Origin of the sequence: Streptomyces sp. NPDC051243, assembly GCF_044455405.1 — a bacterium.
Classification (GTDB): domain Bacteria; phylum Actinomycetota; class Actinomycetes; order Streptomycetales; family Streptomycetaceae; genus Streptomyces.
In genome coordinates this window covers 493,478-507,432 of sequence record NZ_JBITES010000001.1, presented here as the reverse complement: position 1 = coordinate 507,432, position 13,955 = coordinate 493,478, and the positions used below count along the sequence as shown (strand labels likewise).

12 protein-coding genes are annotated in these 13,955 nt (G+C 71.6%); 8 read left to right on the top strand and 4 right to left on the bottom strand.

Annotation, left to right across the window (positions count from 1 at the left end):
- Positions 1-240 precede the first annotated feature (240 nt).
- Positions 241-1,578 (top strand): wax ester/triacylglycerol synthase family O-acyltransferase, encoded by a 1,338-nt coding sequence (locus tag ACIBAG_RS02255; RefSeq protein WP_399099973.1) that lies wholly within the window; start codon positions 241-243, stop codon positions 1,576-1,578.
- Positions 1,579-1,712: 134 nt separating this feature from the next.
- Positions 1,713-3,233, top strand: coding sequence for an SDR family NAD(P)-dependent oxidoreductase (locus ACIBAG_RS02250; protein WP_399099971.1), 1,521 nt, complete (start codon positions 1,713-1,715; stop codon positions 3,231-3,233).
- Here ACIBAG_RS02250 and ACIBAG_RS02245 read toward each other — a convergent pair.
- Positions 3,212-4,045: an SDR family oxidoreductase gene (locus ACIBAG_RS02245; protein WP_399099969.1), complete on the bottom strand. Its 834-nt coding sequence runs from the start codon at positions 4,043-4,045 to the stop codon at positions 3,212-3,214. The genes ACIBAG_RS02250 and ACIBAG_RS02245 overlap by 22 nt on opposite strands.
- Positions 4,046-4,070: 25 nt before the next feature.
- A complete protein-coding gene (locus ACIBAG_RS02240; RefSeq protein WP_399099967.1) occupies positions 4,071-4,520 on the bottom strand; it encodes a hypothetical protein in 450 nt (149 codons plus the stop codon).
- 473 nt (positions 4,521-4,993) lie between these two features.
- Here ACIBAG_RS02240 and ACIBAG_RS02235 point away from each other — a divergent pair, with 473 nt between their 5' ends.
- The 4 genes from ACIBAG_RS02235 (at position 4,994) to ACIBAG_RS02220 (ending at position 8,347) form a co-directional block, all read left to right on the top strand.
- Positions 4,994-5,167: a hypothetical protein gene (locus tag ACIBAG_RS02235; protein WP_107049960.1), complete on the top strand. Its 174-nt coding sequence runs from the start codon at positions 4,994-4,996 to the stop codon at positions 5,165-5,167.
- Between the two features lie 249 nt (positions 5,168-5,416).
- Entirely contained in the window at positions 5,417-5,995 is a 579-nt protein-coding gene (locus ACIBAG_RS02230; RefSeq protein ID WP_399099964.1) for a TetR/AcrR family transcriptional regulator, read from the top strand.
- 16 nt (positions 5,996-6,011) lie between these two features.
- Positions 6,012-7,196, top strand: coding sequence for a GDSL-type esterase/lipase family protein (locus ACIBAG_RS02225; RefSeq protein ID WP_399099962.1), 1,185 nt, complete (start codon positions 6,012-6,014; stop codon positions 7,194-7,196).
- A 209-nt stretch (positions 7,197-7,405) separates the two neighbouring features.
- The gene (locus tag ACIBAG_RS02220; protein WP_399099960.1) at positions 7,406-8,347 is read left to right on the top strand and encodes a S1 family peptidase; all 942 of its coding nucleotides are present in this window, start codon (positions 7,406-7,408) and stop codon (positions 8,345-8,347) included.
- 60 nt (positions 8,348-8,407) lie between these two features.
- Here the strand turns inward: ACIBAG_RS02220 and ACIBAG_RS02215 are convergent, their stop codons facing one another.
- Positions 8,408-9,751: an amidase gene (locus ACIBAG_RS02215; protein WP_399099958.1), complete on the bottom strand. Its 1,344-nt coding sequence runs from the start codon at positions 9,749-9,751 to the stop codon at positions 8,408-8,410.
- A 270-nt stretch (positions 9,752-10,021) separates the two neighbouring features.
- On the opposite strand from ACIBAG_RS02215, the gene ACIBAG_RS02210 reads away from it, so the two are divergent.
- Together ACIBAG_RS02210 and ACIBAG_RS02205 are read left to right on the top strand one after the other, a co-directional pair.
- The gene (locus tag ACIBAG_RS02210; RefSeq protein ID WP_399099956.1) at positions 10,022-11,866 is read left to right on the top strand and encodes a family 20 glycosylhydrolase; all 1,845 of its coding nucleotides are present in this window, start codon (positions 10,022-10,024) and stop codon (positions 11,864-11,866) included.
- A 36-nt stretch (positions 11,867-11,902) separates the two neighbouring features.
- Positions 11,903-13,447 carry an alpha-L-fucosidase gene (locus ACIBAG_RS02205; protein ID WP_399099953.1) on the top strand — a complete coding sequence of 515 codons (1,545 nt, stop codon included), beginning with the start codon at positions 11,903-11,905 and terminating at the stop codon, positions 13,445-13,447.
- Between the two features lie 58 nt (positions 13,448-13,505).
- On the opposite strand, the gene ACIBAG_RS02200 is transcribed toward ACIBAG_RS02205, so the two are convergent.
- The gene (locus ACIBAG_RS02200; RefSeq protein ID WP_399099951.1) at positions 13,506-13,940 is read right to left on the bottom strand and encodes a hypothetical protein; all 435 of its coding nucleotides are present in this window, start codon (positions 13,938-13,940) and stop codon (positions 13,506-13,508) included.
- Between the last annotated feature and the right edge of the window lie 15 nt (positions 13,941-13,955).

Sequence of the window (13,955 nt, the reverse complement as noted above, 5' to 3'; positions counted from 1 at the left end):
ACGGCACACCTCCGGCCGCGCACGAGGCGCTGATCCGTGACGCCTCCCGGGTGACTCCTGTGGGATGCCCGGCGCCGCAACCTGTGTTGGAGTGACCTCATATGCACCATGAGTCCCGCCCCTTTCGCGAGGGGCGGGACTTAATCTGCCGTTAACTGTGCGTAGCTTGATCGTACTTGACTGTAATCGCCCCCGGGCGATTGACTGCTGGTCCACCCTTCGTCGACGCGAGGCAAGCCATTGACTTCTGACCTGCTCGCACCTCTCGACCTGGCGTTCTGGAACATCGAGTCCGCCGAACACCCCATGCACCTGGGCGCGCTCGGCGTGTTCACGGCGCACTCGCCCACCGCGGGAGCCCACGCGGCCGACCTGCTCGCCGCGCGCGCCGCAGCCGTTCCGGGCCTGCGGATGCGCATCCGGGACGCATGGCAGCCGCGCGGACTGCTCCAGCCGTTCTCCTTCGGCGGCGCCGCCCGCGAGCCCGCTCCGGACTTCGACCCACTCGACCACGTCCGGCTGCACGCCCCCACCGCCGACTTCCAGGCGATGGCGGGCCGGCTCATGGAGCGCCCGCTGGAGCGCGGCCGGCCGCCGTGGGAGGCGCATGTGCTGCCGGGCGAGGACGGGGTGTCGTTCGCGGTACTGTTCAAGTTCCACCACGCCCTGGCGGACGGACTGCGGGCGCTGACCCTCGCCGCCGCCGTCCTGGACCCCATGGACCTGCCGGCCCGCAAGCCCCGCCCCGATGAGCCCTCGCGCAGACGCCTGCCCGATGTGCGCAGGCTGCCGGGCCTGATGCGCGGCGCCCTGTCCGACGTGGGTCGGGCCCTCGACATCGGTGCCTCCGTCGCGGTGTCGACGCTCGGCATGCGTTCCTCGGACGCGCTGACCGCCGAGCCGAGCGGCACCCGCCGTACCGCCGGGGTCGTCGTCGACATCGACGACGTGCACGTGGTCCGCAAGGCCGTCGGCGGCACCGTCAACGACGTCCTCATCGCGGTCGTCGCGGGCGCCCTGCGCCGCTGGCTCGACGAACGCGGCGACGGCAGCGAGGGCGTCGCGCCCCGCGCCCTGATCCCCGTCTCCAAGCGCCGCCCGCGCACCGCGCACCCTCAGGGCAACCGGCTGTCGGGCTACTTGATACGGCTCCCGGTCGACGACCCCGACCCGCTGCGTCGCCTCGCCACGGTCCGCACCGCCATGGACCGCAACAAGGACCTCGGCCCCAACCGGGGCGCGGGTGCCGTCGCCCTGCTCGCCGACCACGTCCCGGCGCTCGGCCACCGCCTCGGCGGACCGCTGGTGGGCGGGGCCGCCCGGCTCTGGTTCGACATCCTGGTCACCAGCGTGCCGCTGCCCGGCGTCGCCCTGAAGCTCGGCGGCCACCAGGTCACCGAGGTCTACCCGTTCGCCCCGCTGGCCCGCGGTCAGTCCCTGGCGATCGCGATCTCGACGTACCGGGGACGCGTGCACTACGGCCTCGTCGCCGACGCCAAGGCGGTGCCGGACCTCGACGTGCTCGCCAGGGCCGTGTCCGAGGAGGTGGCGGAGCTGATCACCGCCTGCGGTCCCTGAGCCGCCGGTTCCTGGTCCTCGCCGCGTGGGCTCCTTCCCGGTTTTTGGCGGTGTGGCCCGGCGCTCCGTACAATTCCCCGTTCGAAAGCGGGCGCGACCGGAGCGCCGCGGTGGATCAGGGAACGGCAGCGGCGATGACGGTGACAGAGGACGGCTCGGCGGCGCTCGCGGACGAGGTCGTGCACGAGCCCGGTGACGAGGTCGCGTACGGCCCCGGCATCGACCCCGAGCGGCTCGCCGTCTGCCTCAGCGTGCTCGAGGAACTCGACAAGCTGGAGGTCGACCACCCCGACGCGATCACCGTGCGCCGGGCCACCGCCGGTATCTACCGCACCGTCAAGCAGCGCCGACGCCAGGAGCGCCGGGCCGCCAAGACCGCGCACGACAAGGCGGTCACGGAGGCCACGGCGACCGGCTCCGCCCAGCGCATCGACGACGAGACCGAGGGCATCCTCCCGTCGTCGATCACCGAGGCCGGCAAGATCGCGGGGATACTCCAGCGCCCGCGCTCCTGCTACACCTGCAAGACCCGGTACGTCGAGGTCGACTACTTCTACCACCAGCTCTGTCCGGACTGCGCCCGCCTGAACCGCGACAAGCGCGACGCCCGCGCCGACCTCACCGGCAAGCGCGCCCTGCTCACCGGCGGCCGCGCCAAGATCGGCATGTACATCGCGCTCAGGCTGCTGCGCGACGGCGCCCACACGACGATCACCACGCGCTTCCCCAAGGACGCCATCCGCCGCTTCAAGGCCATGGACGACTCCGCGGACTGGATGCACCGCCTGGAGATCGTCGGCATCGACCTGCGCGACCCCGCGCAGGCCGTGGCCCTCGCCGACCAGGTCGCCGAGGCGGGCCCGCTCGACGTCCTGGTCAACAACGCGACGCAGACCGTGCGGCGCCTGCCCTCCGCCTACGCCGCCCTGGTCGAGGGCGAGACCGCCCCGCTGCCCGCCGGGGAACTCCCCGCCCACCATGTCATCGGCGCCTTCAACTCCGGCGCGGTCGACGGCCTCGCGGCACTCCCGCTCGGCACCAGCGGTCTCGACGCCCAGCAGGTCGCCGACCTCGCCCTGGTGGCGGGCAACGCCAGCGTCGAGCGGCACCTCGACGGCACCGCGATCGACGCGGGCGGCCTCGTCCCCGACGTCGTCGACACCAACACCTGGGTGCAGACCATCGACCAGATCTCCCCGGTGGAACTGCTTGAGACCCAGCTCTGCAACTACACGTCGCCGTTCATCCTGATCAGCAAGCTCCGGCCGGCGATGGCCGAGGCCGCCAAGAAGGCGGCGAGCGGACGCGCGTACGTCGTGAACGTCTCGGCGATGGAGGGCGTCTTCGGGCGCGGCTACAAGGGTGCGGGGCACCCGAACACGAACGCCGCCAAGGCCGCGATGAACATGGTCACGCGGACCAGTGCGCAGGAGATGTTCCAGTCCGACGGCATCCTGATGACGTCGGTCGACACCGGCTGGATCACGGATGAACGGCCCCACTACGACAAGCTGCGGCTTGCCGAGGCGGGGTTCCACGCTCCGCTGGACCTGGTGGACGGGGCGGCTCGGGTGTACGACCCGATCGTGCGGGGCGAGGCCGGGGAGGACGTGTACGGGGTCTTCTTGAAGGACTACGCGCCCGGTAAGTGGTAGTCAGGGCCGGTGTGCGTCCGCCGGGTGGGGGTGGTGGCCGGTCGCGCGGTGCCCCGCGCCCCTGAGGTGGGGATGCGCACCCGCGTTCCGCCGTCGACCAGCAGATCCGCCCCCGTCACCCACTCCGCCGCGTCCGATGCCAGCCACACCACCGCCCGGGCCATATCCTCCGGCTCCCCGATCCGTCCCAGCGGCAACCCGGCGGCCACCTCCTCCTCGCCCGGCTCCCACACGAACCGTGCCATCTCGGTTCGGACCAGGCCGGGGGAGACGGAGTTGACCCGTACCTTCGGGCCCAGCTCGCCCGCGAGCTGCTGGGTCAGATGGAGAAGTGCCGCCTTGCCGGTGCCGTAGGCGCCGATGTTCGGGCCGACATGTCCGGCGCCCTCCGTGCAGACGTTGACCACCGCGCCGCCGTGTTCGCGCATCCAGGCGTGCCAGGCGCACTGCACGAGCCGCAGTGGCGCCTCGACGTTCACGGTGAAGGCGTGGCGCCAGGCCAGGGGATCGACGTCCATGAGGGGCCCGTACGGCAGGTTGGTCGCCGCGTTGTTCACCACCACGTCGAGCCGGCCGAACTCGCGCAGGGTCAGGTCCACGACCGCCCGCAGATGCTCGGGGTCGGCCACACTGCCGGCCGCCCCCACACCGCCCAGTTCGGCAGCCGTCCGCCGGACCTCCCGCGGGTCCCGCGCGGTCACGCACACCAGGGCTCCGGCGGCGGCCAGGTGCCGGGCGACGGCGTGCCCGATGCCGCGTGTGGCGCCGGTGACGATGGCGGTCCTGCCCTGGAGACGGTACGGCGACGTCATCGCCGTACCGTCCCATGACGGGCCGTCAGTTGCTAGCCCCGAGCGGCGAGTTCCTGGCCGCCACCAGTTCCAGCACCGCCCGCCAGTCCTCCAGCACCCCGGCGTCGAACTCCGCGCTGCGGCCCTCCTCGTCGGCCTGGTGCAGGCGCAGCAGGTCGTCGTCGGCGGACTCGCGGGCCCGGCAGTGTTCGCGGACGAGGCGGGAGACCCGTTCGCCGAGGAGGGGGCGTACCGCGTCCGCGGCGCAGTCGGAGTGGCGGTTCGCGTCGCCGGGGCGCAGCAGCGGGCCGATGGCATGGACGAGCCCCGCGACCTGGAGTTCCTTGTCGGCGGGGCGGACTCGGCGCAGCAGTGCGGCTGTCTGCAGCGCGTGTTGGTGAAGGTCGACTCGGGTGCTCGCGAGGCCCGGGGCGGCCCGGGTGCCCCGGCAGGCGTACAGCAGATCCATCAGCTCTTCGACACTGCGCAGCTCCATGCGTCAGTCCTCCCGCCGGACAAGCCGTTGCCGTCCGCCAGCAGATCATGGCCGCCTTGCGAATCGGCCAACGGGACTTGAACTGCGCGGCGTGCTGATGTCTCCGGTCAAGCCGAAAGATGATGTTGAGCCGAACGAGCGACTGATAAGCCGTTCATTTCATAACAAACGCGTGAATAAGGGGTTGGCTGAAAGCTGGTTGACTCCGGATAGTTACAGCTTGTTTGCAGCCCCATCGAGCGGGTACCCGCTCATTTGGTTAATCTGTAGCGGACGGACAGCAACACAGGGTCCCAACCCACACCCATGGTCCGTCCCGGGACAAGCCGGTGCACAACGGCCTGCTTGCACACCAGTTACCGGCGCCACCGCGTCCGAGCCGACGTTGAACAAGACCCGAGCGGGCGTCAAGTGCCGGACCGCAGACTGGCCGGCCCCGCCCCGAGGGTGATCCGACACAGAAGGAGTGCGCGGTGACACCTGAGAAGACGAATCGCGAACAGCGCCCCAAGGAACGCACGGAGCGCGCGGGCCGCCGGTCGAAGGAGATCGGCAGTCTCGATGTGTGGGCCAGGTCCGCCCCCATCCGCCTGGCCGGCTACGAGGAAGACCTCGCCGAGCCCCACATCCTGCCCAGCGTCGACTGACGCGGCGGAACTCTTCGCGATCGCCGACCGCATGGGCGTGCGGGTCTCACGCCCATGCCGATCAAGCAAGCCGCGGCCGACACCGGCCGCGGATTTCGTCTTTCCGGCGCCGGGTCGCCGCCACCGGGGCGCCTGCGCATCGGGTGCCGGGCCGGCTTTGGTCTTGGTTGGCCAGCCTTAAGGACCTTCCCGTTTGCCTAAACACTTTAGGTAAGTGCATAATCGCTTATGGCGAAGGGGAGGACGGTTGTGGCACGCGTGGGACTCACGACGGAACGCCTGGTCAGAGCGGGTGCGGAGCTTGCCGACGAGGTCGGCTTCGAGCAGGTGACCGCATCGGAGCTCGCCCGGCGGTTCGAGGTCAAGGTCGCGAGTCTGTACTCACATGTGAAGAACACCCAGGACCTCAAGACCCGGATCACCCTGTTCGCACTGGAGGAGCTGGCCGACCGCGCCGCCGACGCCATCGCCGGACGGGCCGGCAAGGACGCCCTGGTCGCCTTCGCCAACGTCTACCGCGACTACGAGCGCGAGCACCCCGGCCGCGCCGCCGCCGCGCGGATGAGGCTGGACCCCGAGACGGCGGCCGGCAGCGCGGGCGTCCGGCACGCGCACATGACGCGGGCGATCCTGCGCGGCTACGACATCGCGGAGCCGGACGCGACCCACGCCGTACGGCTGCTGGGCAGCGTCTTCCACGGCTACGCCAGCCTGGAGTCGGCGGGCGGCTTCAGCCACAGCGCTCCCGACTCCGAGGAGACCTGGACCCGGATCCTGGACGCCCTCGACGCTCTGCTGCGCAACTGGCCCGCGGCGCCCACCCCCTGACCGACGAGCTGAGGACATGGACACCGAGCACCACTGGATCACCAGGCCCGTCACCGCCGACCTCCTGCGCGGCGCCCTCGACGTCGAGCGCACCGAGCACGGCGTACTGCCGCACCGGCTGCCCGCCCGCGCCCGCGCACAGAACACCGACGGGCAGCTGGCCATGGCCGAGTCGCAGCCGTCCGGCGTACGGCTGGCCTTCCGCACCAGGGCCACCGCCGTCGAACTGGACACGCTGCCCACCAAGCGCGCTTACGTGGGTGCCCCGCCACGCCCGCACGGTGTATACGACTTGATCGTCGACGGCCGCCCCGCGGGGCAGGGAAGTGTGACCGACGGCAACGTCGTGATCGTCGACATGGCCGCCGGCACCGCCGAGCACCGCCCCGGCCGGCCCGGCACCGTCCGCTTCACCGGGCTGCCCGCCGACGACAAGGACGTCGAGATCTGGCTGCCGCACAACGAGACCACCGAACTGTTCGCCCTGCGCACCGACGCCCCCGTCGAGCCGGCGCGGGACCCGGGCCGCAGGGTGTGGCTGCACCACGGCAGTTCGATCAGCCACGGCTCCGACGCCGCGAGCCCCACCGGCATCTGGCCCGCGCTCGCCGCGTCCCTCGGCGGCGTGGAGCTGATCAACCTGGGTCTGGCCGGCAGCGCCCTGCTCGACCCGTTCACCGCCCGCGCCCTGCGCGACACGCCCGCCGACCTCATCAGCGTCAAGATCGGCATCAACCTCGTCAACCTGGACCTGATGCGGCTGCGCGCCTTCGGCCCCGCCGTGCACGGCTTCCTCGACACCGTCCGCGAAGGACATCCGACCGCGCCCCTGCTGGTCGTGTCGCCGATCCTGTGCCCGATCCACGAGGACACGCCCGGCCCCTGCTTCCCGGACTTCAGCGATCTCGGCAAGGGTCGGCTGCGGTTCGTCGCCATGGGCGATCCGGCGGAACGCGCAAGCGGAAAACTGACGTTGGGCGTCATCCGGGAGGAGCTGTCCCGCATCGTGCGGCAGCGCGCGGCCGACGACCCGAACCTGCACTACCTCGACGGCCGCGACCTGTACGGCGAGACCGACTCCGCCGAACTGCCCCTGCCCGACGGCCTGCACCCCGACGCCGCCACCCACCGCCGCATCGGCGAACGCTTCGCGCGGCTGGCGTTCAGCGCCGACGGGCCCTTCGCTCGACGCGGGCGCTGACGGGGTGGGGGAGCGACCGAGCCGCTGACGGTGTGCCACGCACGCGGCCGAGCCGGCGGCGCCGCCCGCACGCGGTGACCTGTCGGGCCGTCACCCGTAGGAGGTGCCCAGGTCGCCGGAGGCTTGGGGCGCGATTAGCGTCCGGAACGGATCACTCAGCGGCCGTTCCCGTCCAGTGGCGCGTGGCCCGACTCTTCCTGGAGACCCCTATGAGGATCAGATGCCCCGCGCCCCGAGGCGCGAGCCGCCGTACCCGCCTGGTCGCCCTTGCGTCCGGACTGACCGCCCTGGCGGCGACGGTCGTGGCCGGGACCGCGGTCCCCGCAGGCGCCGTCGACCCCGGCCCGACCACCGCGTACAGCACCGCGCAGCTCGCCGCGGTCGAGAAGGCGGTTGCGAGAGCCGATGTGGCCGGCACCGCCTGGAGCGTGGACGACAAGTCCGGCAGGGTGCTGCTCGCCGCCGACAGCACCGTGCCCAGCGCCGCGATCGACACCATCAGGCGGGGAGCGGGCGCCAACGCCGGCGCGCTGCTCGTCGAGCGCCTGCACGGCAAACTCACCGCGTACCTCTCCGGAGGCGACGCCGTCTACGGCACCGGCACCGCCGGCCAGTATCGCTGCTCCCTCGGCTTCAACACCCAGGACGGGGCAGGGAACTACTTCTTCCTGACCGCCGGCCACTGCACCAACGGCATTACCGACTGGTACTCCGACCGGTTCGTCACGCACATCGGCACCACCCGCACCCCCGACGGGTCCAGCTTCCCCGGCAACGACTACGGCATCGTGCGGTACGACAGCGGACAGCCCGTCCCGCCCGGGACGGTCGGCAGCCAGGACATCGCCAGCGCCGGCGAGGCCCAGCTGAATCAGTCGGTCTGCCGCCGCGGCTCCACGACCGGCACCCGCTGCGGCCGTGTCACCGGGCTCAACTGGACCGTCCGCTACCCGCAAGGCACCGTGACCGGCCTGATCCGCACCAACATCTGCGCCAACCCCGGCGACAGCGGCGGCCCCCTCTACGCAGGCAGCCAGGGTCTGGGCCTCACCTCCGGCGGCTCGGGCAGCTGCAGCTTCCCGTTCTTCGCCACGACGTTCTACCAGCCGGTCATCGAGGCCCTCAACGCCTACGGGGTGCGCGTGTACTGAGTACGAGCACACCGCTCGCGCTCCCGACCGTAGGGTTCCGGCAGGTGCTGAAGAAGCGGCCTAGTCCAGCGGCGCCGTCCGCCGCCACGGGCGCAGCTCCTCGATCCGTCGCGCCAATGCCAGCAGGTCCGCTTCCGCTCCGGGGCGCCCCACCAGTTGCACGGCGCAGGGGGCGCCGGACGGCAGCGTGCCGAACGGGATCGCCATCGCCGGCCAGCCGGTGAGGTTCCACGGCGGGGTCAGCGGCGAGTAGTTGGTGTTGGCCATGACATTGCGCAGCCAGCCCCGTTCGTGCCAGGGCTCGGACCTGGGGGAGCGGCGGGCGAGGGCCGGGGTGAGCAGTACGTCGTACTCGGCGAAGAACGGCTCCAGCCGTCGGCGCAGCTCCTCCCGGCTCGTACCGGCCCGCACCCGGTCGACGAAGCGCCTGCCGACAGCGGCATGGACCCGGGTCCGGCGGGTGAGCTGCCGTGGGTCGTAGCCCTGGGCGTCCACGGCCGTGCCCGCGGTCCAGTGGGTCAGCGCGGTCACACCCAGCGACATCGGGTACGGCGGGTCGGCACGCCGCACCTGGTGACCGGCCTTGATCAGCAGCCCCGCCGCCTCGCGGGCGGCGGTCGCGTACGGCTTGCTGATGGTGACCCCGGCGAGTGGGCTGCGCAGGGACACGGCGATCCGGTGCGTGCCGGGCGTGTCCGGGCGTACGACCTCGGTGTCGGCGAGGACCGACAGCATCAGGCGGGCGTCCTCGACGGTCGTGGCCAGCGGGCCGTTCTCCGACATGCCGAACCAGTCCCCGTCGCCGATGCCGGCCGGGACCACACCGTGACCGGGCTTGATGGTGACCAGACCGCAGTTGGCCGCCGGGATGCGCAGCGAGCCCATGCCGTCGTTGCCGAGGGCGATCGGCACCATGCCCGCGGCGACCGCGGCCGCGCTGCCGCCGGACGAGCCGCCCGCCGTGCGCGAGGTGTCCCACGGGTTGCGGGCCGTGCCGTGCACGCCCTCGGTGGTGCCGAAGACACACAGCTCCGGCACGTTCGTCAGCCCCACGACGACCGCTCCGGCGGCCCGCAGCCGGGCCACGGTGACGTGGTCGTGGTCGGCCGGGGTGTCCGGCGTCGCGCCGGAGCCGACGCGGTTGGACTCACCGCGCACCGCGAGGTTGTCCTTGACCGCCACCGGCACCCCGGCCAGCGGCAGTTCGGCCAGGTCGGCGCGCGAGCCCACCTCGTCGGCCTCGGCGAGCGCCGCCTGGGCGCGCACCACCCGGAAGGCACCGACACGGCCGTCGAGCCGCTCGATACGGGACAGGTGCTCGGCCACCACCTCACGGGGCGTGGCCTGCTTCTCGCGTACGGCGGCGGCGATCTCGGCGGCGGTCCGGCCGACCCAGCTGGTCACGGGCGCTCCTCAGGGCTTACTCGCGAGTATGTAGGAGAACTCTGCCGGGCCGAGGGCCCGGAGTCGAGAGGGCGCTCGGCGTGGATGTTCGGGAGGGCTCGGCATGGCCGCCGGCTTGGATATTCGGGTGGGTCTTCTTGGACTTTTCGCGAGGCCTGTCCTCGGCACAGCCCGCTGACCTGCACATCATCCGATCAATGAGTCAACTCCCCCCACTTCGCGATCCATTGACAGCCCCTGGGGCCCGCCCAATGATCAGACATCCGATGAATGGGGTGCCTCATGAGGAGACGCTTGAGAGCGGCAGGTTTCCTGACGGCGCTGACGCTGCTCTGCGCGGCGCCGGTGCCGGCGCTCGCGGAGGAGGAGCAGGGGCCGCCGGTCACGGTGCCCGCGCTGACCGACTGGACACCGGCGTCCGGCAGTTACACCTACGAGCGCTCCGCCCGCCTCGTGGCCGACAGCCCGGCCGAACGGCGGGTCGCCGGCACCCTCGCCGACGACCTTCGCGAGGCGGGCCGTGGCACCGTTCCCGTGGTACGAGGCGGTGCGCGCGACGGTGACATCGTTATCGACGTCCAGCCCTCCCGCACCTCCCTCGGCGCGGAGGGCTACGAACTCCGCGTCGGCGAGCGCCTGTCGGTGACCGCTGCGACCGAGACCGGAGCCTTCTACGGCACCCGCACCCTCCTTCAGCTCCTCGCCCGGGACGACCGCATCCCCGCCGGCCGCACCGTCGACGTACCGCGCTACCAGGAGCGAGGTGTCGGCGTCTGCGCCTGCTACATCCATGTCTCCCTGCCCTGGCTGGAGAACCTGGTCCGCGAGATGGCGTACCACAAGCTCAACCAGCTCCTCCTCGAACTGAAGGTGAGGAGCGACGCCCATCCCGAGGCCAACACCTGGGGCTACTACACCAAGGACGAGATACGCGGCCTCGTTGCCCTCGGCAAGCGATACCACGTCGAGATCATCCCCGAGATCAACTCCCCGGGCCACATGGACCCGTGGATCGAGAACCGCCCGGACCTGCAACTGACCGACTCCGACGGCAACAAGCAGCCGTCCCGGCTCGACATCACCCGGCCCGAGGCCTTCGCGTACTACACGAGCCTGATGGACGAGTACGCGCAGGTGTTCACGTCCCGCTCCTGGCACATGGGCGCCGACGAGTACATGCTCGGCTCCGACTTCGCCAAGTACCCGCAGATCCTGAAGTACGCCCAGGACAGGTACGGCCCCGGCGCCACTCCCCAGGACGCGTTCATCGACTTCGTCAACCGCGTCCACGCCCACGCGGCGGGCATGGGCAAGAAGCTGCGCATCTGGAACGACGGGCTCACCGGCGCCAACACCGTTCCGGTGGCCGCCGGAACGACCGTCGAGCACTGGCTGAACGTGGCGACGAAGCCGAGCCGGCTGCGGGCTCAGGGCTTTCCGTTGATGAACGCCGCCTACGCCCTCTACCTGGTGCGCGGCGGCTTCCACAGCGACACCGAGGGGCTGTACGAGCAGAGCTGGGACCCGCGCAGCTTCGAGGGCGAGAAGCTGGCCTCCTCCGACGGCATCACCGGCGCGAAGATCAGCCTCTGGCCCGACAACGGCCGGGGCGAGACCGAGAACGAGGTCGCCGTCGCCCTGTGGCCCGCGCTGCGGCACCTCGCCCAGGCCACCTGGGGTGATCCACACCCCGACGCCGCATACGCCGAGTTCACCGCGCGCGGCACGGCGGTCGGGCACGCCCCCGGGTGGCGGGAGCCGACCCGCGTACCGGTGGCCGACGGGGCGTACACCTTCCGTACGCAGGGCCGGTCCTTCGACGCCGAGGTCGCGCGCACCGCCGACGGCTATGTGACCGTACGGACCGCGGACGGCTGCCTGGAGGTACGCGGCGGGAAGCTCACGCTCAACGTGCCGCTGCAGCCCGGCGTGGAGGCGGCGCCGCAGACGTGCGATCCCGCGAACACCCTCCAGCGCTGGCAGCTGGAGCCCGTGGCCGGTGGCTTGCTCCTCGTCAACGCCATCACCCGGATGACGGTGAGCGTGACGGACGACGGCCGGCTCGCACAGTACCCGCCGGACCAGCGCACGCCCGCCGTATGGCACCTGAACTGAGGATCCGATCCGAGGACCGACCCGAGGAGCCTTCCCATGGCCGTTTCCCGACGCGTCTTCGTCGCGACAGCCGCCGTCCTCGCCGTGACCGGCGCCACCAGAACCGCCCTCGCGGCCCCTGCCGCTCGCGCGGAAGACCTCGCCTACCGCATCCCCGTCAGCCCCGACGACACCGAGGCCGACCTCGTCCGCAAGGCCTCGCAAGTCCGCCCGACGGCACGCCAGATCGCCTGGCAGCGCCTGGAGCGCACGGCGTTCCTGCACTTCGGCGTGAACACCTTCACGGGCCTCGAATGGGGCACCGGCGACGAGGACCCCGACGTGTTCCAGCCGGCCGGCCTCGACACCGACCAGTGGGCCCGCGCCCTGCGCGACGCAGGATTCGAACTCGCCATCCTCACCGTCAAGCACCACGACGGCTTCGTGCTCCACCAGTCCCGCTACACCGACCACTCGGTGGCGTCCAGCAGTTGGCGCGACGGCCGGGGCGACGTCCTGCGCTCCTTCGCCGACTCCATGCGCCGCCACGGCATCAAGGTCGGGGTCTACATCTCACCCGCCGACGAGAACCAGTACCTCCACGGCGTCTACGCCAACGGCAGCGCCCGAACCGACCGTACGATCCCCACTCTCGTGGAGGGCGACGACCGCACCCCGTCGCGCTCGTACGCCCTCCCGGCCACCGACTACGGCGCCCACATGCTCAACCAGCTCTACGAGGTCCTCACCGAGTACGGGCCGGTCGACGAGGTGTGGTTCGACGGCGCACAGGGCCGCATCCCGCCGGACAAGGTGGAGAAGTACGACTGGGACAGCTGGTACACCCTCGTCCGCTCGCTCGCGCCCGACGCCGTGATCGCCGTGTCCGGCCCGGACGTGCGCTGGGTCGGCAACGAGGGCGGGCTGGCCCGGGACGACGAGTGGAGCGTCGTACCGGTGCGGGAGAAGGACTACGGGCGGACGGACTACGCCCTCGCCTACGACGCCCCCGACATGGGCAGCCGCGACGCGCTGGTCCAGGCCAAGCCTGTCGCCGACCATCTGCAGTGGTGGCCTGCCGAGTGCGACGTATCCCTCCGCGACGGCTGGTTCTACCACGCCGACCAGCAGCCCAAGAGCGTCGAGCAACTGACGGACATCTACTTCCGGTCCGTGGGCCGCAACGCGGTGCTGCTCCTCAACATCCCACCGGACAGGGACGGACTGCTGCCCGCCGCCGACGTGGCACGGCTGAGGGAGTTCCGGGAGCGCGTGGACCGCGAACTGCCGGAGGACCTTGCGCGCGAGGCCCGGACCACCGTCTCGCCCGGCCGTGTCACCGTCGACCTCGGCCGGGAGCGGGAGGTGGACCGGATCCGGCTGGCGGAGGACATCCGGTACGGGCAGCAGGTGGAGAGCTTTGTCGTCGAGGCCGAGCGCGACGGTGCCTGGACGGAGGTGACCCGGGCCGGGACGATCGGCGCGAGCCGGATCCTGCTGCTGGCGGCGCCCGTGCGGGCGCGGCGGTGGCGGGTGCGGGTGACCGGTTCGCGTGCCCTGGTGCGGCTCGTGGAGTTCGGGCTGTACCGGTCGCGGGTCTGACGGGGGGCGGAGGGGGCGTTCGCCGGGCTTTCGGCGGCTCGGTGACCGCCCCCTCGCGTCACTGCCCGGGGGTGCCGTGATAGCGCTGGGCGAGCCGAGCCAGGGCGACCGCGCCGAGCAGCAGGCCGAAGTCGCGCAACGCGATGTCGTAGTAGTCGGGGATCGTCAGCAGGTTGACGATGATCCCCGCGAGCCAGCCGGCCACCAGCCAGCCCCCGAAGCGCGGCGCCACCGCGACGACCAGTCCGGCGACGATCTCGATGACACCGACGGCGTACATGGCGTCCTGCGCGCTGCCGGGGACGACGTCGTCGATCCAGGGGGCTAGGTAGCCCGGCCAGTCGACGAGCAGGTTGGCGAACTTGTCCAGCCCGAACAGCACCGGGGCGACGGCGAACCCGACGCGCAGGATCCAGAAGGCCTGGTAGCCGGGGTCGGTGGTGAGGGCCCGCCGCGCGGCGACGGGTGCGGGGGTTGCGGGTGCGGACGACATGACGCCCTCCTTCTA